General features: G+C 63.3%; 19 protein-coding genes, 1 tRNA gene and 1 pseudogene. 12 read left to right on the top strand and 9 right to left on the bottom strand.

Annotation, left to right across the window (positions count from 1 at the left end):
- Positions 1-131: 131 nt before the first annotated feature.
- Together QOS90_RS24845 and QOS90_RS24840 are read left to right on the top strand one after the other, a co-directional pair.
- On the top strand, positions 132-440 hold the full coding sequence (locus tag QOS90_RS24845) for a hypothetical protein (RefSeq protein ID WP_027596652.1): 309 nt from the start codon (positions 132-134) through the stop codon (positions 438-440).
- Between the two features lie 51 nt (positions 441-491).
- Positions 492-1,376, top strand: a complete 885-nt coding sequence (locus QOS90_RS24840; protein WP_027596651.1) for a pseudouridine synthase — start codon at positions 492-494, stop codon at positions 1,374-1,376.
- A gap of 222 nt (positions 1,377-1,598) precedes the next feature.
- Here QOS90_RS24840 and QOS90_RS24835 read toward each other — a convergent pair whose 3' ends face one another.
- A complete protein-coding gene (locus QOS90_RS24835) occupies positions 1,599-3,164 on the bottom strand; it encodes a methyl-accepting chemotaxis protein (protein WP_027596650.1) in 1,566 nt (521 codons plus the stop codon).
- Between the two features lie 454 nt (positions 3,165-3,618).
- Positions 3,619-6,363, bottom strand: a complete 2,745-nt coding sequence (acnA, locus tag QOS90_RS24830) for an aconitate hydratase AcnA (protein ID WP_027596649.1) — start codon at positions 6,361-6,363, stop codon at positions 3,619-3,621.
- 222 nt (positions 6,364-6,585) lie between these two features.
- Between acnA and rlmM the strand changes: the two genes are divergently transcribed.
- From rlmM to pdxB, 3 genes are all read left to right on the top strand, one after another.
- Entirely contained in the window at positions 6,586-7,650 is a 1,065-nt protein-coding gene (gene rlmM / locus QOS90_RS24825; protein WP_085274199.1) for a 23S rRNA (cytidine(2498)-2'-O)-methyltransferase RlmM, read from the top strand.
- A gap of 74 nt (positions 7,651-7,724) precedes the next feature.
- A complete protein-coding gene (gene tusA, locus QOS90_RS24820; protein ID WP_027596647.1) occupies positions 7,725-7,967 on the top strand; it encodes a sulfurtransferase TusA in 243 nt (80 codons plus the stop codon).
- A 60-nt stretch (positions 7,968-8,027) separates the two neighbouring features.
- A complete protein-coding gene (gene pdxB / locus QOS90_RS24815) occupies positions 8,028-9,170 on the top strand; it encodes a 4-phosphoerythronate dehydrogenase PdxB (RefSeq protein WP_085274200.1) in 1,143 nt (380 codons plus the stop codon).
- A 53-nt stretch (positions 9,171-9,223) separates the two neighbouring features.
- Here the strand turns inward: pdxB and QOS90_RS24810 are convergent, their stop codons facing one another.
- On the bottom strand, positions 9,224-9,397 hold the full coding sequence (locus tag QOS90_RS24810; protein ID WP_172960377.1) for a PA1571 family protein: 174 nt from the start codon (positions 9,395-9,397) through the stop codon (positions 9,224-9,226).
- Between the two features lie 210 nt (positions 9,398-9,607).
- Between QOS90_RS24810 and QOS90_RS24805 the strand changes: the two genes are divergently transcribed.
- From QOS90_RS24805 to mqo, 4 genes and pseudogenes are all read left to right on the top strand, one after another.
- Complete coding sequence (locus tag QOS90_RS24805; RefSeq protein ID WP_085274201.1) at positions 9,608-11,371, top strand: ABC transporter transmembrane domain-containing protein; 1,764 nt, start codon at positions 9,608-9,610, stop codon at positions 11,369-11,371.
- 92 nt (positions 11,372-11,463) lie between these two features.
- A pseudogene (locus QOS90_RS27755) lies at positions 11,464-12,249 on the top strand (methyl-accepting chemotaxis protein); the annotation flags it as partial.
- A gap of 165 nt (positions 12,250-12,414) precedes the next feature.
- On the top strand, positions 12,415-13,182 hold the full coding sequence (locus QOS90_RS27750) for a methyl-accepting chemotaxis protein (protein ID WP_371098766.1): 768 nt from the start codon (positions 12,415-12,417) through the stop codon (positions 13,180-13,182).
- 378 nt (positions 13,183-13,560) lie between these two features.
- Positions 13,561-15,129 carry a malate dehydrogenase (quinone) gene (gene mqo, locus QOS90_RS24795; RefSeq protein WP_027596643.1) on the top strand — a complete coding sequence of 523 codons (1,569 nt, stop codon included), beginning with the start codon at positions 13,561-13,563 and terminating at the stop codon, positions 15,127-15,129.
- 396 nt (positions 15,130-15,525) lie between these two features.
- On the opposite strand, the gene QOS90_RS24790 is transcribed toward mqo, so the two are convergent.
- Positions 15,526-15,602, bottom strand: a tRNA-Pro gene (locus QOS90_RS24790).
- A gap of 81 nt (positions 15,603-15,683) precedes the next feature.
- Entirely contained in the window at positions 15,684-15,905 is a 222-nt protein-coding gene (locus QOS90_RS24785) for a YgdI/YgdR family lipoprotein (protein WP_027596642.1), read from the bottom strand.
- 185 nt (positions 15,906-16,090) lie between these two features.
- Between QOS90_RS24785 and moaB the strand changes: the two genes are divergently transcribed.
- Both moaB and QOS90_RS24775 read left to right on the top strand, forming a co-directional pair.
- A complete protein-coding gene (moaB, locus tag QOS90_RS24780; protein ID WP_027596641.1) occupies positions 16,091-16,630 on the top strand; it encodes a molybdenum cofactor biosynthesis protein B in 540 nt (179 codons plus the stop codon).
- A 22-nt stretch (positions 16,631-16,652) separates the two neighbouring features.
- Complete coding sequence (locus QOS90_RS24775) at positions 16,653-17,840, top strand: molybdopterin molybdotransferase MoeA (RefSeq protein ID WP_172960421.1); 1,188 nt, start codon at positions 16,653-16,655, stop codon at positions 17,838-17,840.
- Here the strand turns inward: QOS90_RS24775 and QOS90_RS24770 are convergent.
- Positions 17,829-19,076: a glycosyltransferase family 4 protein gene (locus tag QOS90_RS24770; RefSeq protein ID WP_085274203.1), complete on the bottom strand. Its 1,248-nt coding sequence runs from the start codon at positions 19,074-19,076 to the stop codon at positions 17,829-17,831. The two genes, QOS90_RS24775 and QOS90_RS24770, sit on opposite strands and share 12 nt — an antisense overlap.
- Positions 19,077-19,390: 314 nt before the next feature.
- Here QOS90_RS24770 and yegS point away from each other — a divergent pair, with 314 nt between their 5' ends.
- A complete protein-coding gene (gene yegS, locus QOS90_RS24765) occupies positions 19,391-20,278 on the top strand; it encodes a lipid kinase YegS (protein WP_085274204.1) in 888 nt (295 codons plus the stop codon).
- Here the strand turns inward: yegS and QOS90_RS24760 are convergent.
- The 3 genes from QOS90_RS24760 to QOS90_RS24750 form a co-directional block, all read right to left on the bottom strand.
- Positions 20,262-20,921, bottom strand: a complete 660-nt coding sequence (locus QOS90_RS24760; RefSeq protein ID WP_085274205.1) for a response regulator — start codon at positions 20,919-20,921, stop codon at positions 20,262-20,264. The genes yegS and QOS90_RS24760 overlap by 17 nt on opposite strands.
- Positions 20,911-21,807: a sensor histidine kinase gene (locus tag QOS90_RS24755; RefSeq protein WP_085274206.1), complete on the bottom strand. Its 897-nt coding sequence runs from the start codon at positions 21,805-21,807 to the stop codon at positions 20,911-20,913. The genes QOS90_RS24760 and QOS90_RS24755 overlap by 11 nt, the downstream gene beginning before the upstream one ends.
- 371 nt (positions 21,808-22,178) lie before the next feature.
- Positions 22,179-22,685 (bottom strand): histidine kinase, encoded by a 507-nt coding sequence (locus QOS90_RS24750; RefSeq protein ID WP_085274207.1) that lies wholly within the window; start codon positions 22,683-22,685, stop codon positions 22,179-22,181.
- Positions 22,686-23,025: the final 340 nt, after the last annotated feature.

The raw sequence follows: 23,025 nt of genomic DNA, 5'->3' as shown, positions 1-23,025 counted from the left end.
GAATACGCGCGCTGTTCGGCGCACCGGTGGTCACGGGGTACCTGCAGGGGCTGCAATGAGCCGAGGGCGAATTGACGACGGCGAGGGCAAGACCGTATGCTGTATATAAATACAGTATCCGAGGTAAAGCCATGCTCAACGTCGAGCAACTCAAGTACAGCGTCAACCGCATGCCTGTAGAGCGGGTGTGCGACGCCGTTCTGGAACTGCGCCTCGAGGGCCTGGTGACCGATGACCGTACACCGTTCGGCAAGGTCCACTTCAACACCTGTTTTGCCGAAATCGAGGCCTTGTTCCAGCGTGCCGGCTACCACCGTGGGCTGGATGTGGTGGGTTATCAGGGGTTGTTGTATGCCTTGTATGACCCCGGCCGCTGGGAGGCGGTGCAGGTACTGCGTTGGTTGAAGGAGCGCAGCGAGGCGCGGGATCAGGCTGGTTGAGGTGGCGGGCTTGGGGGATAATGCGCGGCCTTGTACCTTTCGAGCACTGCCATGACCCCGCCTTTCGACCCCGCCCGCCAGCAAGCCAGCACGGTGTGCCTGCCACCCGGCAACTGGGCGACGGTGCTCGATTGCCTGTGTGACCATTTCAAGGCCATTGATCGCGCGCAGTGGCTTGACCGCTTTGCCCGAGGCCGGGTGCTGGATGCCCAGGGGCAGGCCATCCCTGCCGAACTGGCTTACCGACGTGGCATGCGCTTGCATTATTTTCGCGAGGTGCCGAACGAGCGGCCTATCCCTGTGCAGGAGGCCGTTCTGCACGTGGATGAGCACTTGGTGGTCGCCGATAAACCGCATTTTCTGCCGGTTACACCCACCGGTGAATATGTCGAGCAGACCCTGTTGCGCCGGCTGATCCGGCGCCTGGACAATCCGCATCTGGTGCCATTGCACCGCATCGACCGGCATACCGCAGGGCTGGTCCTGTTCTCTGCCAACCCGCAGACCCGCAGTGCGTATCAGCGCTTGTTCCCCGAGCGACGAATCGACAAGCGCTACCAGGCCATCGCCGCTGCCATGCCGCAGCATGAGTTCCCGTTGGTGCATAAAAGCCGTCTGGTGCATGGCGAGCCGTTTTTTCGCATGCATGAGGTCGAGGGCGCGGACAACAGCGAAACCTTTGCCCAGGTGCTGGAAACGCAGGGCAATTTGTGGCGTTACGGTTTGTCGCCTGTGACCGGCAAGACCCATCAGTTGCGTGTGCACATGGCGGCGTTGGGAGCGGCGATCTGCAACGACCCGTTCTACCCTGAACTGCTCCAGGTCGAAGACGATTACCAAAAGCCGTTGAAGTTGTTGGCGCAGAGCTTGCGTTTTGATGACCCGTTGACGGGGGAAGAGCGCTACTTCGAGACCCGGTTGCGCCTGGACTGGTAACGCCCCAGCCCACACCGGCCTCTTCGCAGCACAAGGCTGCTCCTACAAAAGCCCCGCGTCTCAGGGTTGAAGCGTACAGACGGGTAGCGCACCCGTCTGCCATCCGCGGTCTCTGTAGGAGCAGCCTTGCGCTGCGAAAGGGCCGGTGCAAGCAAAGCAGATATCTGCAGCCCACCCCGGCCTCTTCGCAGCACAAGGCTGCTCCTACAAAAGCGCAGCGTCTCAGCGGTTGAAGCGCTCCACCAGCGAGTACTGGCTCCCCGCCGTGCTGGTCAGCTCTTCGCTGAGCTGTGCCGAATGTTGGGCCTGTTCGGCGGTCTGGTCGGCCAGTGTGGCGATGGTGCTGATGTTGCGGCTGATCTCGTCGGCCACAGCGGTCTGCTCTTCGGTAGCGGCCGCAATCTGGGTCGCCATGTCGGTGATGTTGGCCACCGCTTCGCTGATTCCGACCAAAGCCTCATCGGCCTGCATCACCCGGTCGACCCCTTCCTGCGCCTGACGATGGCCGGTTTCCATGGTCAGCACCGCGTTGCTGGCGGTCTGCTGCAGCTTGGCGATCAGGTTGTGGATCTGCCCGGTGGACTCGGCGGTGCGCTGGGCCAACTGGCGTACTTCATCGGCCACGACGGCAAAGCCACGGCCCATCTCACCGGCGCGGGCCGCTTCGATGGCAGCGTTCAGTGCCAGCAAGTTGGTCTGGTCGGCGATGCCTTTGATCACATCGACCACACCGCCGATTTCGTCACTGTCCTTGGCCAATTGCGTCACCGTCTGGCCAGTTTCACCCACGGCGGCCGACAAACGCTCGATGGCCTCGCGGGTTTCACCGGCAATCTGCCGGCCCTGGCTGGTCAGGCGATTGGCTTCCTGGGTGGCGTCGGCGGTGCGCTGTACGTGGTTGGCCACTTCCTGGGTGGTGGCGGCCATTTGGTTGACGGCGGCTGCCACTTGTTCGGTTTCCACGCGTTGGCGCTCCAGCCCGGAGGAGCTCTGGTGGGCCAGGGCGTCGGATTGCCGTGCCTGTTCGCTGAGGTGTTCGGCACTGTCCTGCAGCCGCGTCAGGCAGGTCTTCATGCGTGCATCCTGGCTGAGCATGGCCATTTCCAGGCGGGCCTGAACCCCACGGCTGTCGGTGTACATCTGCGCGATCAGCGGGTCGGAGGTGGTTTGCTCGGCCAGCCGTAGCAGGCGCTTGAGGCCACGCTGTTGCCAGGTCAGCCCGAGCAGGCCGAGTGGTACCGACAGGGCGGCAGCCAGGCCGAAGCCCCAGGAGTGGCCCAGCCAGTTGCCGATCAGGAAGCCCACCTGGCTGACCAGGATGAACGGCAGCCAGTCCTGCAGAATCGGCAGCCACTGATCGCGACGTGGCACCGCCGACTTGCCCTGGTTGAGGCGCTGGTAGAGCGCTTCGGCACGGCGGATTTGTTCGGCGGTGGGCTTGACCCGCACCGACTCGAAACCGACCACCTGGTTGTTGTCGAAAACCGGCGTGACATAAGCGTTGACCCAGTAGTGGTCACCGTTCTTGCAGCGGTTCTTGACGATGCCCATCCACGGCTGGCCTTGCTTGAGGGTCTGCCACATGTGGGCAAACACCGCGGCCGGCACGTCAGGGTGACGCACCAGGTTGTGCGGCGCGCCGGTCAGCTCCTCGCGGGTAAAGCCACTGATGTCGATGAACGCGTCATTGCAGTAGCTGATCACGCCCTTGGCGTTGGTGGTGGAGATCAACCGCTGCTGGGCAGGGAAAGTCCGTTCTCTCTGGGTAATCGGCTGGTTGTTACGCATGGGTCGGTAATCCGCAAGAATCCGCAAGGCTTTGGTGAGGTATCGGCAAGCCACTGGTTTTATTGAATGGATATTTAATGTGCTTGATTTGTGGCAATGAGCCATCTTCTGGTTTGAGCTAGGGAGCGGCTGATTTCGATGAAGATAGCGGCATTATTGCTAATTTATGACGGGCGGGTCGGATGATGACTTAGTGGGCGGCAAAGAGCCAGCATGCGTGAAGGGAGGAGGGGGGCGCCTCTAGGGCGTTGGCGTGTATGAGATCGAGCGCCGCCTGCGCGGCGCTTCGCAGCACAAGGCTGCTCCTACAGGTATTCCGGGCCAGTTACGCCTGTGCCGGCGCGCGACCGCTTCAGGAAAAATTGGCCCAAAAAAATGTAGGAGCAGCCTTGTGCTGCGAATCGCCGCGCAGGCGGCGCTGGATCTCAAGAGCGCCGCTAAACCACGGCTAAACCTACCCTCCAGCAATCAGCTGACGTAACACGTAATGCAAGATCCCCCCGGCCTTGAAGTACTCGACCTCATTCAAGGTATCGATCCGGCACAGCACGTCGATCTGCTCCTGTTGCCCGTCCTCACGAGTGATGCGCAGTTTCAGGCTCATGCCCGGCCGAATGTGCGCGTCGTTCAGGCCCAGCACATCGATCTTCTCTTTTCCGGTCAACGCCAGTTGCTTACGATCGTGCCCGGCGTTGAACTGCAACGGCAGCACGCCCATGCCCACCAGGTTTGAACGGTGGATACGCTCGAAGCTTTCCGCCAGCACTGCTTTGACCCCCAGCAGGTTGGTCCCTTTGGCGGCCCAGTCGCGGCTGGAGCCGGTGCCGTATTCCTGGCCGGCGATCACCACCAGCGGCGTGCCTTCTGCCTGATAGCGCATGGCGGCATCGTAGATCGACAGTTTTTCACCCGTGGGCACGTACAAGGTGTTGCCGCCTTCCTCGCCCGCGAGCATCTCGTTGCGGATACGAATGTTGGCGAACGTACCGCGCATCATCACCTCATGGTTGCCCCGCCGTGAACCGTAGGAGTTGAAGTCCCGCGGTTCCACACCCTTGTCGCGCAGGTAGCGCCCGGCAGGGCTGTCGGCCTTGATGTTGCCGGCCGGGGAGATGTGGTCGGTGGTGACCGAGTCGCCCAGCAGGGCCAGGATGCGTGCCCCTTGGATGTCCTTGATCGCTGGCGGCGGCCCGCCGATGCCGTCGAAGAACGGGGGGTGCTGGATGTAGGTAGACGCGTCCTGCCAGACGTAGGTGGCCGCTTGCGGCACCTCGATGGCCTGCCATTTTGCATCGCCCTTGAAGACTTCGGCGTACTCCTTGTGGAACATCGCGGTGTCGACCTGGGCCACGGCGGCGGCGATTTCCTGCTGGCTGGGCCAGATATCGCGCAGGTACACCGGCTTGCCGTCCTTGCCGGTACCCAGTGAATCGCGGGTAAGGTCAACGCGCACGCTGCCGGCCAGGGCATAGGCCACCACCAGCGGCGGCGACGCCAACCAGTTGGTCTTGACCAGCGGGTGCACGCGGCCCTCGAAGTTACGGTTACCCGAAAGCACCGAGGCCACGGTCAGGTCGGCGCTGCCGATGGCTTTCTCGATCGCCTCATCCAGTGGGCCGGAGTTGCCGATGCAAGTGGTGCAGCCATAGCCCACCAGGTCAAAGCCCAGCTCATTCAGGTACGGCGTCAGCCCGGCTGCCTCGAAGTAGTCGGTGACCACCTTGGAGCCAGGGGCCAGCGAGCTCTTGACCCAAGGTTTGCGCTGCAGGCCTTTTTCCAGGGCCTTTTTCGCCACCAGCCCGGCGGCCATCATCACGCTCGGGTTGGAGGTGTTGGTGCACGAGGTGATTGCGGCGATCACCACCGCGCCATCACGCAGGGTGTGGGTCTGGCCTGCGTGGCTGTAGTCGATTTCGCCCGCCTGGTCGGCGTTGCCCACCGCCACACCGCCGCCGCCTTCACTTTCCAGGCGGCCGACTTCCTTGGCCAGCGGCTTGGGCTGCAGTTCGATGAAGTGGTTGAACGCTTGGCTGACCTGGCCCAGGGCGACGCGGTCCTGAGGGCGCTTGGGCCCGGCCAGGCTGGCCTCGACCTCGTCCATGTCCAGCGCGAGCGTGTCGCTGAACAGCGGTTCCTGGCCTGGCAGGCGCCACAGGCCTTGTGCTTTGCAGTACTGCTCGACCAGTTGCACCGTTGCCTTCGGGCGGCCAGAAAGCCGCAGGTAGTCGAGGGTCACCTCGTCGACCGGGAAGAAGCCGCAGGTGGCACCATACTCGGGGGCCATGTTGGCGATGGTGGCGCGGTCTGCCAGGGGCAGGTCGGCCAGGCCGTCGCCGTAGAATTCGACGAACTTGCCCACCACGCCCTTCTTGCGCAGCATTTGTGTCACGGTCAGTACCAGGTCGGTGGCGGTGATGCCTTCACGCAGCTTGCCGGTGAGTTTGAAGCCGATCACTTCCGGGATCAGCATCGACACCGGCTGGCCGAGCATGGCCGCCTCGGCCTCGATGCCGCCAACACCCCAGCCCAGCACGCCCAGGCCGTTGATCATGGTGGTGTGCGAATCGGTGCCGACCAGGGTGTCTGGGAAGGCGTAGGTGCGGCCGTCTTCGTCGCGGGTCCAGACGGTGCGGCCCAGGTATTCCAGGTTGACCTGGTGGCAGATGCCGGTGCCCGGCGGCACGACGCGGAAGTTGTCGAAGGCGTTCTGGCCCCAGCGCAAAAAGGCGTAGCGTTCGCCATTGCGCTGCATCTCGATGTCGACGTTCTGGGTAAAGGCCTCGGGGGTGGCGTAGCGGTCGACCATCACCGAGTGGTCGATTACCAGGTCGACCGGCGACAGCGGGTTGATCCGCTGCGGGTCGCCACCGGCCTTGGCCATGGCCGCACGCATGGCGGCCAGGTCGACCACGGCGGGCACGCCGGTGAAGTCCTGCATCAGCACCCTGGCCGGTCGGTACTGGATTTCCCGGTCGGAGCGGCGCGCTTCCAGCCATTGGGCGATGGCGCGCAGGTCGTCGCCGGTGACGGTCTTGCCGTCCTCCCAGCGCAGCAGGTTTTCCAGCAACACTTTCAGCGACATGGGCAGGCGTTGCAGGTCGCCCAGCTGGCGGGCGGCCTCGGTAAGGCTGTAATAGTGATACGTAAGGTCATCGACCTTGAGGGTTTTGAGCGTGTTCAGGCTATCGAGCGAGGGCATTGCCAACTCCTTCTGCGCCGGTGCCCGGCAAATCGGGTGTTTGCCGGTGTCACCGCTCTGTTTCGATCCGCACGGTACGGACCTGGCTGAATGGTCAGGTTAGACCGGTTTGGCTTGGCTGACCCTTTTCTGGACCGGCGGGACGTGTCGCAGGTTCCGAACTTCCTTTATTATCGCCGCCCTGCCGGCGCCTGTTGCGCGCCCGCCGTAGTGGAGTGAGAGATGAGTACCCTGTTCATGCATTGCCGGCCCGGTTTCGAGGGTGAGGTCTGCGCCGAAATCAGCGAACACGCTGCCCGCCTGGGGGTTGCCGGCTATGCCAAAGGCAAACCGCAGAGCGCCAGCGCCGAGTTTGTCTGCACCGAGGCCAACGGCGCCGAGCGACTAATGGGGGAACTGCGCTTCGCTGAGCTGATTTTCCCGCGTCAGTGGGCTCGCGGCGGTTATGTCGAGTTGCCAGAGAGCGACCGCATCAGCGTGTTGCTGGAGCACCTGACCGACTTGCCTGTCTTCGGCAGCCTGTGGCTGGAAGTGCTCGACAGCAACGACGGCAAGGAACTGTCGACGTTCTGCCGCAAGTTCGAAGTGCCCCTGCGCAAGGCACTGGAAAAGGCCGGCCGCCTGGTCGATGACGCCAGCCGCCCGCGGCTGTTGCTGAGCTTCATCACCGGCCGGCGTGTATTTGTTGGCCTGGCCGCAGGCAACAACAGCGCCCTCTGGCCGATGGGCATCCCGCGCCTGAAGTTTCCCCGGGAGGCGCCCAGCCGTTCGACCCTCAAGCTGGAAGAGGCCTGGCACCAGTTCATCCCCCGCGAGCAGTGGGAGCAGCGCCTGGGCGACGACATGACCGGTGTCGACCTGGGTGCCTCGCCGGGTGGCTGGACCTACCAGCTGGTGCGCCGCGGCATGCTGGTCACGGCTATCGACAACGGCCCGATGGCCGAAAGCCTGATGGACACTGGGCTGGTCCAGCACCTGATGGCAGATGGGTTTACCTGGCAGCCGAAGCAGCCAGTGGACTGGATGGTTTGCGACATCGTCGAGAAGCCGGCGCGGACCACTTCGCTGATCGAGACCTGGCTGGGGGAAGGCCTGTGCCGCGAGGCGGTGGTCAACCTCAAACTGCCGATGAAGCAGCGTTACGCCGAAGTGCGGCGCCTGCTCGACCGCATGGAAGCCACGTTCAAGGCGCGCAAGATCCGGGTTTCGATCGCCTGCAAGCAGCTGTATCACGACCGTGAGGAAGTGACCTGCCACCTGCGCAGGCTGGACCTGAAGCCGCGTTGAGTGCAGGGGCGGCGCGTGGCCCTTGGTCCGCGCCGCACGATGCGCGACAATGACGATCATTTTTGGAGCCACCCATGACTGACTTCACCCCCGACGCCGTCCTCGATGCCACCGGCCTGAACTGCCCGGAGCCTGTGATGATGCTGCACCAGCACGTCCGGGACCTGGCTGCTGGTGGCCTGCTCAAGGTCATCGCCACCGACCCGTCGACCCGCCGCGATATCCCCAAGTTCTGCAACTTCCTCGGCCACGAGCTGCTGCAGCAGCAAGAGGACGCGGGCACCTTCCTGTACTGGATCCGCAAGAAAGCCGACTGACCCGCTCTGGAACACGCCGCGCGTAGCGCCTACACTGCGTTCCCCTGACAGGAGAGCGCCATGCTGATAGTTGCCGACGAGAACATTCCGCTGCTCGATGCCTTCTTTGAAGGTTTCGGCGAGATCCGCCGCTATCCGGGCAGAAGCCTCGATGCCGCCAGCGTCAAGGACGCCGACGTACTGCTGGTGCGTTCGGTGACCAAGGTCGACCGCCAACTGCTCGAAGGCAGCCGGGTGCGTTTTGTCGGCACTTGCACCATCGGCACCGACCACCTCGACCTGGACTACTTTGCCGAGGCGGGCATCCACTGGAGCAGCGCGCCGGGCTGCAATGCCCGCGGTGTGGTGGACTACGTGCTGGGCAGCCTGCTGACCCTGGCCGAGCTGGACGGTGTGGTGCTGCCCGCGCGCACGTATGGCGTGGTGGGCGCAGGGGAGGTCGGTGGCCGCCTGGTGCGTGTACTGCATGGCCTGGGCTGGAAGGTGCTGGTGTGTGACCCGCTGCGTCAGGCCGCCGAAGGGGGCGATTACGTCAGCCTCGAGACGGTGCTGGAACAGTGCGATGTCATCAGCCTGCACACCCCCTTGCAGCGCGGCGGCGAGCACCCTACCTGGCACCTGCTGGGCCAGGCGCAACTGGCGCAGCTGCGCCCCGGTGCGTGGCTGATCAACGCCAGCCGTGGCCCGGTGGTGGACAACGCGGCCTTGCGTGAGCTGCTGCTGGACCGTGAAGACGTGCACGCCGTGCTCGATGTGTGGGAAGGCGAACCGCAGGTCGACCTGCAACTGGCCGACCTGTGCACGCTGGCGTCGCCGCACATCGCCGGCTACAGCCTTGATGGCCGGCAGCGTGGCACGGCGCAGATCTATCAGGCGCTGTGCCGTTTTCTCGGCCAAGCTGAGCGCGTGAACCTGGCCGACCTGCTGCCCAAGCCGCCGCTGGCGCAGATCGAGCTCGATGCCAGTACCGACCCGGCCTGGGCCTTGGCCACCCTGTGCCGCGCCGTGTACGACCCGCGCCGTGACGACGCGGACTTCCGCCGCAGCTTGAGCGACGACCCAGCCGAGCAGCGCGCGGCCTTCGATCAGTTGCGCAAGCAGTATCCGCCGCGGCGTGAGGTCGAAGGGCTGGCGGTGCGGATTCGTGGCGAGTCGCCGCAACTGGCGCAGTTGGTCAGTGCGTTGGGTGGGGTGTTGGTCTGAGTGACGGGCAATAAAAACCCGGCGCACGCGCCGGGTTGTAATGAATTCGCCGATCAGCCCTTCTGGGCTTTTCCGACCCGGCTTTGTTCCAGCTTCTCGCAGGCTTTCTGGATCATCTGCTCGGTGATCGGAACCTCGCGCCCCTGGGCGTCGATGATCGAACCGCACGCCTGAGGTTGCGGGGTGTTCTGCGGTTTTGCGGTGTCGCTGCCATGCTGCAAGCTCATATCGGTCTCCTCATCAGGTTGAAACTCAGGGTAACCCTGTGCGATGACTGGCCAGTGACAGCCCTTGGGCGTCATGGCAGAAACAGTCCAACAGAAACGGCGCTAAAGCTCCAGAGGCTGTTTAGATCGAAAAGCTATAGCCACCCTCGGTCGCTCCTCGCGTGCCGATGAGTGGTAGTCTGCTGCATCCTCGCCGTTTTGGTTGCCGCCATGCCCGAATCCGTTTCTGCAGGTCAACGTCGCGCTTTGCGCCTGAGTTGGCAGTTCGTTCGCCCGTACCGCCGGCAGATGCTGCTGGCGTTGCTGGCCTTGGTGGTCACCGCTGCTATCACGCTGTCGATGGGGCAGGGCATTCGCCTGCTGGTGGACCAGGGTTTCATGACCCGTTCCGCGCACCAGCTCAACCAGACCATAGGCCTGTTCCTGCTGCTGGTGCTGGCACTGGCGGTAGGGACGTTCAGCCGCTTCTACCTGGTCTCATGGATAGGCGAGCGCTGTGTGGCTGATATTCGCCGCGCGGTGTTCGATCATCTGGTCGGCCTGCACCCAGGCTTTTTCGAGGACAACCGCAGCTCCGAGATCCAGTCGCGGCTGACGGCCGACACCACGCTGTTGCAGTCGGTGATCGGCTCTTCGCTGTCGATGTTCCTGCGTAATGCCTTGATGGTGATCGGGGGCGTGGTGCTGCTGTTTATCACCAACCCCAAGCTGACCAGCATCGTGGTCGTGGCCTTGCCACTGGTGCTAGCACCGATCCTGTTGTTTGGCCGTCGTGTGCGCAGCCTGTCGCGGCAGAGCCAGGATCGCGTGGCAGATGTCGGCAGCTACGTGGCCGAGACCCTTGGGCAGATCAAGACCGTCCAGGCCTACAACCACCAACCGCTCGATCGCGAGCTGTTCGCGGGCACTGTCGAGGCGGCCTTCAACGTGGCCAGGCAGCGTATTGCCCAGCGCGCCTGGCTGATCACCCTGGTCATCGTGCTGGTACTGGGCGCTGTGGGCGTCATGCTCTGGGTGGGCGGCATGGACGTGATCGCCGGGCGTATTTCGGCAGGCGAACTGGCCGCCTTCGTGTTTTATAGCCTGATCGTCGGCAGCGCCTTCGGCACCCTCAGCGAGGTGATTGGCGAGCTGCAGCGTGCCGCAGGTGCGGCCGAGCGCATTGCCGAGCTGTTGGCGGCGCGCAGTGCGATTCTGCCGCCCCACGCAGCGGCCTCGCTGCCGCACGGCCGTGTGACGGGGCATATCGAGTTACAGCAGGTGCACTTTGCCTACCCGTCACGGCCCACAGTGGCTGCCATCGACGGCCTGAGCCTGACAATCGAGCCGGGGCAGACCGTGGCGCTGGTCGGGCCTTCGGGCGCTGGCAAATCCACCTTGTTCGACCTGCTGCTGCGGTTTTACGACCCTCAGCAGGGGCGCATCCTGCTCGACGGGCAGGCAATTACCGAACTCGACCCCGCCGAGCTGCGCCGGCAGTTCGCCTTGGTGGCGCAGAACCCTTCGTTGTTTCGTGGCACGGTAGAGGCCAACATTCGCTATGGCCGGCCAGAAGCAACGCTGGCGGAAGTCGAAGCAGCGGCCCGTGGTGCGCATGCCGACGGGTTTATCCAGCAGTTGCCGCAGGGCTACCAGACGCAACTGGGGGAGGGCGGCATTGGCCTTTCTGGCGGGCAGCGGCAGCGCTTGGCAATTGCCCGTGCGTTGCTGGTAGATGCGCCGATCCTGTTGCTGGACGAGGCCACCAGCGCCCTCGACGCGCAAAGCGAACACCTGATCCAGCAAGCCCTGCCCAGCCTCATGGCCGGTCGCACGACGCTGGTGATCGCCCACCGTCTGGCCACGGTGCAGCACGCTGATCGCATCGCGGTGATCGACAAGGGGCGTGTGGTTGCAGTGGGCACACATCGCCAACTGATCGAAGAAAGCCCGCTGTATGCCCGGCTGGCCTCGCTGCAGTTCACCACAGGCTAGCCTGTCTTGGTTATGTAACATTTCTGTAGGAATTGCCTGACACTATTAGCCTCAACTGTTGCGCAAGTGCTCAAGCTGGCTGCTATCGAACGATGGCAGCCTTTTTTTTGCGCGCCAGCCTACGAGGACATGGAGTGTCTTTCCCAGCGCTGCCGGTGTGCGCTGTTCCTTTCCTACTGGTCTTGAGATCCGCGATGTTGCGTAAATCCCTCAGAGTGCAAATTCTCTCCCTGCTTGGCGGCAGCTTGGCGGCCATGCTGCTGATCGCCCTGGTGTGTTTCCAGTTTTTGTCTTCCAGCGTGCGTGGCTATGCCGAGTTGGTCGATGGCCCGCTGCGCGCTTCGCAATTGATCGATGAAGCCAACCTGCAGTTCAAGGTCCAGGTGCAGGAATGGAAGAACGTGCTGTTGCGCGGTCGCCAGCCCGCCGAGCTGGACAAGTACTGGCAGCAGTTTCAGGCGCGCGAGCAGCAGGTTCAGCAGTTGCTGGGGCAATTGATCGACAGCAGTGACACTAGGCTCAAGGCCCCCTTGCAGCAGCTGCGAGATAGCCATCGGCAGTTGGGCCAGGCTTATGCGCAGGGCCGCAATGCGTTTATCGCTGCAGGGGGCGACCCGGTAGCAGGCGACCTGGCGGTCAAGGGCGTGGACCGTGCCGCCAGCGAACAGATGAGCGAACTGGTCGAACAACTGCGCGGCGATGCCCGTGAACGGGCTGCGGCCATCAATGCCAGCGCTGAGCGCACCGTGTGGCTGGGCCTGCTGGTGATGCTGGCGTCGGCGGTGCTGGTTGGCCTGCTCAGCCTGTGGCTGATCAACCGCAGCCTGATCGAACCGATCCGCCAGTTGATCGACTATGTCGCGCAACTGAGCCAGGGCCGCTTCGGCGCCCGCGTCGACAGCCGCCGCGAGGATGAGCTGGGGCGTTTGGCACGGGCGGCCAATACCCTGCGTGACTTTTTGGCCGAGACCGTCGGCCGGCTGCAGGACAACGCCCAAGAGCTGGAAGGCGCCAGTGGCCAGTTGCGCAGCATCGCCGCCGACATGGCGCGCGGCACGCATGACCAGTTCCAGCGCACCGACCAAGTGGCGACGGCCATGCATGAGATGTCCGCCACTGCCCAGGAAGTGGCCCGCCACGCCGTCGACGCCGCCCGCGCTGCCGATGATGCCGACCACAGTGCACAGGCTGGTGAGCAGGTGATGCAGCAGACCATCGACATCATTGGCGTGGTCAACCGCGAAATCGCCGGCACGGCGGCGGTGATTCGCGACCTGGAACATGACAGTACGCGGATCGGCAAGGTGCTCGAAGTGATCCGTGGTATTGCCGAGCAGACCAACCTGCTGGCGCTCAATGCCGCCATCGAAGCAGCCCGCGCGGGCGAGGCCGGACGAGGCTTTGCGGTGGTGGCGGACGAGGTGCGCAGTTTGGCCCAGCGCACGGCCGCGTCGATTGCCGAGATCAACCAGATCATCGAGGCGGTGCAGTCGGGTGCGGTGGAGGCGGTCAAAGCCATCGAAAGTGGCCAGCAGCGCAGCGAAGAGGGGGCCGAGCAGGTCCAGCAGGCCGGGCAGATGTTGCAGCGCATCACCTTGGCGGTGGAGGCCATCCGCGACATGAACCGGCAGATCGCCACGGCGGCGGAGCAGCAGACCAGTGTGGCCGAGGATATTTCGCGCAACCTGATCGAGATCACCCGCATCGCCACCACCAACCAGGAAGCGGTGCAGCAGACCGAACAGGCTGGGCAGCGTTTGCATGGGTTGTCGGGGCAGTTGGGCGAAGTGACGTCGCGGCTGACGGCCTGACCTGCTGTTCAGGGCCGCTGCGCGCCCCATCGCCGGCAAGCCGGCTCCCACAGGGATGGCGCAAGTCTCAAGCAATCCAGTGCCGGTGTGGGAGCCGGCTTGCCGGCGATGGCGCGCGCAGCGGCCCCGGGGAAATCCGCCATCAACGTAGCGAACCTGGCGTAAGTGTGGCGGATTGTCGCCATGCGACCCGCTGCCTCACCCCTTAGCCATTGGTCTAAGACAGGTTGGCACATTCCCTGCTTAAGCGCGCCCGGGCCACGGCCCGAGGCGATCGTGCCCCGATCCCGCGAAACACCCAGCTAAAACACAACAACATCCGGGCGTGCATGCCGGGGGCAACGACTGCCAATCCTTCACATCAATTGGATTGAGCTAATGAAAAAAATACTGCTGACGCTCCTTTGCCTGAGCGTCATCGGCTGCTCCAAACCCGCGGAGCCGGAAAAGACCGTCGACGTTCTGCTGATTGGCGGCGGCATCATGAGTGCAAGCCTGGGCACTTACCTCACGGAGCTTGAGCCGAACTGGAAGGTCGACGTCTACGAGCGCCTGGACCAGGTCGCCGAAGAAAGCTCCAACGCCTGGAACAACGCCGGCACCGGCCACTCCGCGTTTTGCGAGCTGAACTACACCAGTGTCGGCAAGGATGGCAGCATCGACATCAGCAAGGCCGTGGGGGTCAACGAGCAGTTCGAGGTGTCCAAGCAGTTCTGGGCCTACCAGGTCGAGCAAGGCGTGCTGAGCAACCCGAAGTCGTTCATCAACAACGTGCCGCACATGAGCTTCGTCTGGGGTGACGACAACATTGCCTTCCTCCACAAACGCGTCGATGCCCTGCAGCACAGCTCGCTGTTCCGTGGCATGGAAATCAGCGAGGACCACGAGCAGATCCGCCACTGGGCACCGCTGGTGATGGAAGGCCGCGACCCTGCGCAGAAAGTCGCCGCCACGCGCATGGCGATCGGCACCGACGTGAATTTCGGCGAGATCACCCGTCAACTGTTCGCGTCGATGACCCGCAACCCCAACGTCACCCTGAACCTCAGCCACGAAGTGCGTGACATCGTGCGCAACGACGATGGCACCTGGCGTGTGGTGGTGGCCGACCTGGCCAAGGGCGGTCACGAAGTGGCAGTCAACGCCCGGTTCGTCTTCATCGGTGCCGGGGGTGGCGCGCTCAAGCTGCTGCAAAAATCGGGCATCCCCGAGGCCGAAGGCTATGCCGGCTTCCCAGTGGGCGGCCAATTCCTCATGACGGATAACCCGGACGTGGTTGCACGCCATCAGGCCAAGCTGTATGGCAAAGCCTCGGTCGGCGCACCGCCGATGTCGGTCCCGCACCTGGACACCCGGATGATCGACGGCAAGCAAGTGTTGCTGTTCGGGCCGTTCGCGACCTTCTCCACCAAGTACCTCAAGCAGGGCTCGTTGCTGGACATGTTCGCCTCGCTGAACAGCCACAACGTGCTGCCCATGGTGAACGCCGGCATCGACAACATCGACCTGAGCACCTACCTGATGGGGCAGTTGATGCTCAGCTTCGATGACCGCATGAATGCGTTACGCGAGTACTTCCCCAACGCCAAGAACGCAGACTGGAAGCTGCTGCAGGCCGGTCAACGCGTGCAGGTGATCAAGAAGGACCCCGTGCTCGGTGGCGTGTTGCAGTTCGGTACTGAAGTGGTCGCCGCCCAGGATGGCAGCATTGCTGCACTGCTGGGAGCTTCCCCGGGTGCCTCGACCGCCGCGCCAATCATGCTGACCGTGCTGGAGAAGACCTTCAAGGACCGCCTCAAAACCCCTGAATGGCAGGCCAAGCTGAAGCAGATCGTGCCCAGCTATGGGCAAAAGCTGAACAACGACCTGGCGCTGACCAACCAGACCCGGGCGTGGAGCAGCGAGCGCCTGCAACTGCTGTATGTGCCGGTACAAGCCGAGCAATAAGTAGCGTTGCTTCACTGACTGTAGGAGCAGCCTTGTGCTGCGAAGAGGCCGGTACAGGCACCCACTGATGGGTAGGCCTGCGCCGGCCTCTTCGCAGCACAAGGCTGCTCCTACAGGTCGGCGGTATTTTGCAGGTCAGCGGTATTTCTTACGCACAACTAATGGCAGGCCAAGCTGAAGCAGATAGTGCCCAGCTATGGGCAAAAGCTGAGCCGAGCAATAAGTTGCGTCACTGACTGTAGGAGCAGCCTTGTGCTGCGAAGAGGCCGGTACAGGCACCACTGATGGGTAGGCCTGCGCCGGCCTCTTCGCAGCGCAAGGCTGCTCCTACAGGTCAGGGGGATTTTTTCGCGCACAACAAAAAGCCCGCGCAAGGCGGGCTTTTTGAATAGGATTTGGTCGGAGAGACAGGATTCGAACCTGCGGCCTTCTCGTCCCGAACGAGACGCGCTACCTGGCTGCGCTACACTCCGATGAACGAAATCCTACTGCATCCCTTTTTCGCACGCAAGCCCTTGTTGTTAAAAGGGCGTTTGCCAAAAAGGGCGGCTGAATCACAGCTCTTTGACGGTACGAATCTGGTCTTTGTTCAGGCGCGTACGCTTGCCGTCGAGTTGCTCGAATTCGTAGAAACCAGAGTCCTCGTCAAAGGACGGGGTGTCCACTGCCTGGATCTCGCGGCCATCATTCAGGGTAATGACGGTCGGCGATGCGCAGCCGGCGAGGGCGCCCAGGCCCAAGGCAAGCAGGAAGGCGGGAAGGGTCCGTTGAATCATCGTGTTTCTCCAGTGCGACAGTGCTAGATGACTTTAAGACGCAGGGCGTCCACGCAAGTTCCTTTCCAGTGCAGCATAGCGGTAAAGCCAGGGTATTGACCAAGGGCAAGCCACAGGGGCACGAGGTTGTATCGGGGGGTGCTGTGTTATAAATGCGCCATCCCATCTTCTTGTGACGGACCCCCATGAAAGCCAAGGCAGATACCCCCTTCGTGCCCCTGAACATCGCCGTGTTGACGGTCAGCGACACGCGCACCTTCGACAATGACACCTCCGGTCAGCTGTTCGTCGATCGCCTGACTGCGGCCGGCCACCAGTTGGCATCGCGGGTATTGCTCAAGGACGACCTGTACAAGATCCGCGCCCAGGTCGCGACCTGGATCGCCGATGACGCAGTGCAGGTGGTATTGATCACCGGCGGTACTGGGTTCACCGGCCGCGACAGCACCCCGGAGGCCGTGGCTTGCCTGCTGGACAAACAGGTGGATGGTTTCGGTGAACTGTTCCGGCAGATTTCCGTGGCCGACATCGGCACCTCCACCGTGCAATCGCGGGCCCTCGCTGGCCTGGCCAATGGCACGCTGGTGTGCTGCTTACCGGGCTCGACCAATGCGGTACGCACCGGTTGGGACGGCATCCTGGCCGAGCAGCTCGATGCCCGCCATCGCCCGTGCAATTTCGTGCCCCACCTGAAGCAGGCAGCGGCCTGTGAAAGCCGTGGTTGAGTCTGTCCAAGCCCGGCCCCTGATGCCGGTGGAAGATGCACTGGCGCGGCTGCTGGCCTTGGCAGAAGCCGCACCCATCCAGGAAACCGAAAATGTGTCGCTGGCCGACGCCGAGGGGCGCGTGCTGGCGCGGGACCTGGTGGCCTCGCTCGACCTGCCGCCCTGGCCGAACAGCGCCATGGACGGCTATGCCCTGCGCCTGGCGGATTGGCAGGGTGAGCCCTTGCCGGTCAGCCAGCGCATCTTCGCCGGCCATGCGCCGCAGCCGCTGCAGCCGGGTACCTGTGCCCGCATCTTCACCGGCGCGCCGGTGCCGGCTGGCGCTGACTGCGTCGAAATGCAGGAAAACGCCGAAGTGGCTGACGACGGCCGAGTGCGCTTCCTCGAACCGCTGAAGGTCGACCAGAACATTCGCCCGCAAGGCCAGGAAACACGCCAGGGTGAGCAGGTGATGAGCGCCGGCACACGCTTGGGCCCGATCGAGCTGGGCTTGGCCGCGACCCTTGGCCAGGCCCGTCTGGATGTGGTGCGTAAAGTGCGCGTGGCGGTGCTGTCGACCGGTGACGAGCTGATCGAGCCTGGCCTGCCCCTGGGGCCAGGGCAAATCTACAACAGCAACCGCCGCTTGCTGGTCAGCTGGCTGCAACGCTTGGGTTGTGAGGTGCGGGATGCGGGGATTTTGCCCGATGACCTGGCGCGCACCCGTGAATGCCTGGCGGCATTGGGCGATGTCGACTTGATTTTGTCTACCGGTGGCGTTTCCGTGGGCGAGGCTGATTACCTGGGTGCCGCCCTGCGCGAGGCCGGCGAGTTGGCCTTGTGGAAGCTGGCGATCAAACCGGGCAAGCCGCTGACCTTCGGGCACTTTCGTGGCGTCCCGGTGATTGGTTTGCCGGGCAACCCGGCGTCCACGCTGGTCACGTTCGGGTTGCTGACCCGGCCGTATCTGTTGCGCCGTCAGGGCGTGGCTGATGTCACGCCGCTGCGCTTCGACATGCCAGCGGGCTTCGACTGGCCCAAGCCAGGTACGCGCCGCGAGTACCTGCGCGCACGCATCGAGCAGGGCCAGGTGCGTATCTACAAAAACCAGAGCTCTGGCGTGCTGCGCAGCGCGGCCTGGGCCGAGGGCTTGGTCGAGGTGCGTGAAGGCAGTACGCCGAAGCAGGGCGACAGTGTGCCGTTCATCCCTTTCAGCGAGCTACTTGGTTGAGCGCCCAAGCCAGCCGCCCGCCAGTGGCGTTGCGCTGGCGGGCTGCACCTGGTTGAGGCGCATGTGCACGTTTTCCAATTGCTGGGCGGCGATGCTCCAATCGTGACGCTGGCGGGCGAATTGCCGGCCGGCTTCGCTCAATTGGGCCATGCGCCAAGGCTGGTTGAGCAGTTGGGTGATCAGCAGGGCCAGTTGGTCGCCATCGTCACTGCCCAGGTAGTGTTCGCCGTTGTTCACGGCCAGCCCTGATACCCCCTTGCTGGTGGTGATGACCGGCAGCCCCGCAGCCATCGCTTCGAGCAGCTTCACCTTGGACCCTCCGCCGTACAGCAGCGGGGCGAAGAACAGTGCCGAACGACGTTGCAGCTCGCGCAGGTCGGGGCGGTAGCCGACCCACTCGATGCGTGGGTCGTTCCAATGCAGCTTCCAGCTGGCCGGCAGGGCGTGGCCGGCTATGGCCAGGCGCACGGCCGGGTTACTCATCCACACCTGCGGCATGATCTCTTCCAGCGCCCATTCGATGGCCTCAAGGTTCGAGCCATATTCGAAGTTGCCGACAAACAGCAGGCGCTGGCTGTGCAACGCCGGTTGCACGTGCTGGTAGAAATCGCAGTCCACGCCACTGACCACCACATTTACCGGGCGCCCACTGATCTGGGCGATCAGTTCGGCGTCGTGGCTGCTGACCGCCACCACTTCGCTGGGTTGGCGCAGCACCCGCTGCTCCCAGCGCCGATAGCGCCAGCGGTCGAATGCATTGAGCGGGCGCAGCCACAGCGGCAGGCGGTCATGGCAGGCGCCGCCCATCACCGATTCCAGGGTGTGCTCGCTGAGCATGAAGGGCAGCCCGCGCGCCTGCAGGGCTTTTTCGAACGGCTGGAAACTGTAGCTGTGCTCGATCTGGATGACGTCCCAGGGTTCGTCCAGCAGTTGCTCGAAGCGGTGCCTCAGGCAGGGCGCCAAACCATTGATGATCGCCCGCATGGGATAGTCGATGATCGGTGACGCCAGCAGGTTGAGTGGGCTGTGCAGGGCGCGCCTGGGCAACACGATCAGGCGCTCGACCCAGGGTTCAAGGGCTTCACGGGCCGCATCGTTCAGGGGGATCTTGGACTGCACCAACAGGGTGATCCGGTGCCCACGCTGGGCGAGTTCGCGCAGCAGGTGATATTGCCGAGTCTTGCCGCCGCTGGTGGTCGGCCAGGGTAAGTAGGGCAGTGTCCAGAGAATGCGCATGACCCGGAACCCTCGTAACAGATCGCGGATAAAAAGACGCGCCCGTCGGCAGTCAGCCGATCACTGCTGCCGGGGCGCGTCCATGGCTGTCGGTGGAGCAGACATCAGGTGATAAAAAGTCAATAGTTTGACTCTTTGGTAAATTTATTCACCTGGGTCAAATACTTGTCAAAGGTGGCTTTCCTGAGCATAGCCGTGCATTCGCGGGCGTGTAAAAAATGGGTGAAATCCAGTGTTATTGTGCTGGGCATGCAACGATCGGTGTGTGCCGGTGGTCGAGATCTGGGTTAGCTATTTTTTCATGGAGAAGCGCGATGCAAGGGCGCAAGGCAATGTTGATCCTGCACGGCAAGCAGGCGATGAACGAAGCGCTGCGCAGTGCCGTGCTGGCGATGCGCGAGAGCGGCTGGGTTCTGGATGTGCGGGTCACCTGGGAAGCCGGGGACGCTCAGCGCCTGGTGGGCGAGGCGCTGGCCGCTGGCTACACCCATATTGTCGCGGGCGGCGGTGATGGCACGTTGCGCGATGTCGCTGAAGCCATGGGCTTGGCAGCGTCCCAGGCCAGCCTGGCGCTGTTGCCCTTGGGCACCGCCAATGATTTCGCCAAGGCTGCGGGCGTGCCGCTGGAGCCGGACGCCGCACTGGCACTGCTGAATACTCCGGCGCGGCCTATCGACTTGGGCCAGGTCGGTGATCACCTGTTCCTCAACATGGCCACCGGCGGCTTCGGCAGCCAGGTTACGGCCAACACCTCGGAGGACCTGAAAAAGGTCCTGGGGGCTGCGGCCTACCTGTTCACGGGGCTGTCGCGCTTCAGCGAGTTGCAGGCGGCCTCAGTGGAACTACAGGGCCCCGACTTCCATTGGCAGGGTGATCTGCTGGCGCTGGGCATTGGCAATGGCCGGCAGGCCGGCGGTGGGCAGGCACTGTGCCCGGAGGCGCTGGCAGACGATGGCCTGCTGGATGTCGCCATACTGCCAGCGCCGCAGGAAGTGGTGGGGGCGTTGCGCGACCTGCTGGCCGGGGATGGGTTGTTTGTCCGGGCCAGGCTGCCCTGGGTTGAGATCAAGAGTTCGCAGGGGCTGGACATCAACCTCGACGGTGAGCCGCTGCAGGTCGACAGCCTGCGCTTCGAGGCAAAGCCCGCCGCGTTGCAGGTGCACTTGCCGGTCGACTCGCCGTTGCTCAGTCGTCCAGGCTGATGATTTTTTCGCGCACCGCGTACAGCACCAGGCCCGCCACATCGTGAATCTGCAGGCGTTTCATGATTTGCGAACGGTGGGTTTCCACGGTTTTGATCGAGAGCCCCAAGCCACTGGCGATCTCCCGGGTGGATTTGCCGCGCACGATCAGGCGCAGGATTTCCAGTTGGCGTGCGGTCAGGTTGTGGCGGTCGCGGTTCGGTTGCTTGCGGTGCTGGGTATGCAGCAGCGCCTGGTTGATGACGGTGTGGGCGATCGCCGGGCTGAGGTAGCGCTCGCCGTTGCGCAGGGCACACAGGGCCTGCTCCAGCTCGGTCGCGCTGGTGTCTTTGAGCAGGTAGCCATGGGCGCCGCTTTCCAGGGCCCGCATGATCAGGTCCGGGTCGGTGTGCATCGACAGGATCAGCACCTTGCAGGTGCTGCCGCTGGCGCGCAGTTGCGTCAGGGCATCGAGGCCGCTGGTCGAGCGCATGGAAATGTCCAGCAGGACGATATCGGGTGCCAGGTTGCGCACGTGCTCAAGCAGCAGGTTGCCGTCATCGGCTTCACCGGCCACGCAGTAGCCCGGGATGTCGGAGACCAGTGCGCGGACCCCGGCGCGGATCAGCGAGTGGTCGTCCACCAACAGCAGTCTACAGGTCATGGGCGGTAAAGCTCCTGGCGCGTTCCTGGGTGCGTGGCGGCCACGGGAACAGCGCTTCGATCTGCGTGCCCACGCCAAGCTGGCTGGTGATGTCGAGACGCCCCTGTAAGGCCGTCACCCGTTCCTGCATGCCGGCCAAACCGCGTTGCCCTGCTTCGGCCGGGTGCCTGGCGGGGACAAAGCCGCGGCCATCGTCCTGAATGATCAAGGCAAGCCCTGCGGGGCTGCGTTGCAGGCGGATCGACAGATTGCGCGCCTGGGCATGGCGCAGCATGTTGGTCACGGCTTCCTGGGTGATGCGAAACACCGCCATGGCGACGGCTTCGTCAATGCCGCCCAGGCGTTGATTGCAGACCAGGCTCCAGTGCACATCGGTTTTTTCCAGCGTGCGCAGCAGGTGCGCACGCAGGCTGGCCTCAAGGCCCAGGCTGGCCAGTTGCCGAGGGTTGAGCAGGGCACAGACATCGCGCACGTTGCTCAGCGCGTTGTCGAGCGTGGTGCGCAGGGTGTCGCAGTGGCTGTGCAACTCATCGGGCATACGCCGTTGCAGCCATTGCAACTGAAGCTTGGCTGCGGTGAGCAGTTGCCCGATGTCGTCATGCAGTTCGCGGCCCAGGTGCTGGCGCTCGCTTTCCTGCACCATCAGCATGCGCTTGGCCAGTTCTGCCGGGTGCAGGCGGATCGACCCGGCCCCCAGGCCCACGTGCAGGCCAACGCCAAGCATCGCCGCGACCTGCAGCATCAACAGGCTGGCCGGTATCGCTTGGCCGGCCATGTACAGCAGCAGGTTGGCGACCATGGAGGCCACGCACAGCACGATCGTCATCCAGCGCAGCAGGGCAGTGCGGGAGCAGCAGCGCAGAAGAGTCTTCAAGCGTGGGAGCATAGATAGAAAAGCCACTGAAGTATTGCTGATGGAGGCCTTGCACAAGTCTTAGCAGAGGCTTTGGCGCAGTACTTTATATGTTTTGCGGGGCACGTCCTCAATCAGCCTTGATGCCGGCTGAAGGCGGTCGCTGGCGAGCATGGTAACACTTCACACGGCGTTGGTCGCTGTTGGGCAATGCTTTGAAACCTCATGTTTACGGGCTGTTTCGGCACGTTCGTCCGACTCGAGTCAGTAGCAAAGTGCCAGCCACTATTCGTCTGTCAATCATGCCGAGTGTAACTAGGGCAATAATCACGCGCGCAGTCCTGGCGACAGTTGGCGAAACTTCCAAGTTTGGCCAACAACGCCCTTAGTTGCTCTTTTGTTAGTTATTGTGAAACGCGGGGGTGCGTGCCTTGGGCGGCTGTTGTGGCTGTATGCGGGTGAGTGCAGTGGCTGCCGCGCTCATCGCAGGCGGCACAGGCTTGCGGTAATGGTTGATCGAGCACGCTGGCCAGTTCATTGAGCAATGTGATTTGTTCGCCGGTATCCAGGTTCAGCTGCCCGGTGCGCGGGTCGATCAGCTCGAGTTGCCAGGCCAGCAGGGTCAGGCAAGCGTCGGTTGCGGGCAGGGCTTCACGTTGCAGGCGCTGCTGCTGGCAGGCCGGTGCGAGCAATTGCTGCAGAACGGTGGCGTAGTGGGCAACTTCGAGCAGGTCCAGCCGGGTGGCGCGCCTCGCGAGGGTGTCGAGGGCGGTGTTCAGGCAACCGCAGGCGTCTGCGTCGTTGTCGATCAGTTCCAGGTGCTGCAGGCATTCCTGGGACTGGCTCAGCAAGACTTGCGCATCCAGCAGAAAGTCTTGCAACGCACCTTCAAACGATAAGGCACTGTCCATCAGGACGCTCGGGCGCGTTGGGCGCGGGCAAGGGGCGGGCACGGCGATACGATAGCGAACAAAAGCCTGACTCCATTCATGCAATGAGAATGGCGTCACATTAATGGCTAATGGATATCGCGAACATCAGGTTGCACCCGATTGCATCTAAGGGTTTCCCTGATGGGAGGCCAGGGTGCAACAAGGTGCTAACGGGCACTGGCCTGCCTCGATGTGGCCGCAGTAAAGCATGATGGTAAAGTGATATCAATTACCTTCTCGGCATTTTCCCGCAAGGGTCAAGGTGCGCGTGAACCCGCCGATACAGGGTGGATGAATACACTTTTTCGACTCAAGCCTG

Source organism: Pseudomonas sp. LAIL14HWK12:I10, from assembly GCF_900184205.1.
In the GTDB taxonomy this organism is placed as follows: Bacteria; Pseudomonadota; Gammaproteobacteria; order Pseudomonadales; family Pseudomonadaceae; genus Aquipseudomonas; species Aquipseudomonas kermanshahensis.
Note: the sequence above shows the minus strand (reverse complement) of the source record. Positions and strands in the feature narration are given on the sequence as shown.

Coding starts and splice junctions, on each gene's coding strand:
- QOS90_RS24785 (WP_027596642.1), bottom strand. CDS start 15,905: ATGATTCAACGGACCCTTCCCGCCTTCCTGCTTGCCTTGGGCCTGGGC.
- rlmM (WP_085274199.1), top strand. CDS start 6,586: ATGAGTACCCTGTTCATGCATTGCCGGCCCGGTTTCGAGGGTGAGGTC.
- QOS90_RS24840 (WP_027596651.1), top strand. CDS start 492: ATGACCCCGCCTTTCGACCCCGCCCGCCAGCAAGCCAGCACGGTGTGC.
- tusA (WP_027596647.1), top strand. CDS start 7,725: ATGACTGACTTCACCCCCGACGCCGTCCTCGATGCCACCGGCCTGAAC.
- QOS90_RS24755 (WP_085274206.1), bottom strand. CDS start 21,807: ATGCTCCCACGCTTGAAGACTCTTCTGCGCTGCTGCTCCCGCACTGCC.
- QOS90_RS24810 (WP_172960377.1), bottom strand. CDS start 9,397: ATGAGCTTGCAGCATGGCAGCGACACCGCAAAACCGCAGAACACCCCG.
- QOS90_RS24805 (WP_085274201.1), top strand. CDS start 9,608: ATGCCCGAATCCGTTTCTGCAGGTCAACGTCGCGCTTTGCGCCTGAGT.
- QOS90_RS24775 (WP_172960421.1), top strand. CDS start 16,653: ATGCCGGTGGAAGATGCACTGGCGCGGCTGCTGGCCTTGGCAGAAGCC.
- yegS (WP_085274204.1), top strand. CDS start 19,391: ATGCAAGGGCGCAAGGCAATGTTGATCCTGCACGGCAAGCAGGCGATG.
- QOS90_RS24770 (WP_085274203.1), bottom strand. CDS start 19,076: ATGCGCATTCTCTGGACACTGCCCTACTTACCCTGGCCGACCACCAGC.
- QOS90_RS24760 (WP_085274205.1), bottom strand. CDS start 20,921: ATGACCTGTAGACTGCTGTTGGTGGACGACCACTCGCTGATCCGCGCC.
- QOS90_RS27750 (WP_371098766.1), top strand. CDS start 12,415: ATGGCGCGCGGCACGCATGACCAGTTCCAGCGCACCGACCAAGTGGCG.
- QOS90_RS24750 (WP_085274207.1), bottom strand. CDS start 22,685: ATGGACAGTGCCTTATCGTTTGAAGGTGCGTTGCAAGACTTTCTGCTG.
- moaB (WP_027596641.1), top strand. CDS start 16,091: ATGAAAGCCAAGGCAGATACCCCCTTCGTGCCCCTGAACATCGCCGTG.
- mqo (WP_027596643.1), top strand. CDS start 13,561: ATGAAAAAAATACTGCTGACGCTCCTTTGCCTGAGCGTCATCGGCTGC.
- pdxB (WP_085274200.1), top strand. CDS start 8,028: ATGCTGATAGTTGCCGACGAGAACATTCCGCTGCTCGATGCCTTCTTT.
- acnA (WP_027596649.1), bottom strand. CDS start 6,363: ATGCCCTCGCTCGATAGCCTGAACACGCTCAAAACCCTCAAGGTCGAT.
- QOS90_RS24845 (WP_027596652.1), top strand. CDS start 132: ATGCTCAACGTCGAGCAACTCAAGTACAGCGTCAACCGCATGCCTGTA.
- QOS90_RS24835 (WP_027596650.1), bottom strand. CDS start 3,164: ATGCGTAACAACCAGCCGATTACCCAGAGAGAACGGACTTTCCCTGCC.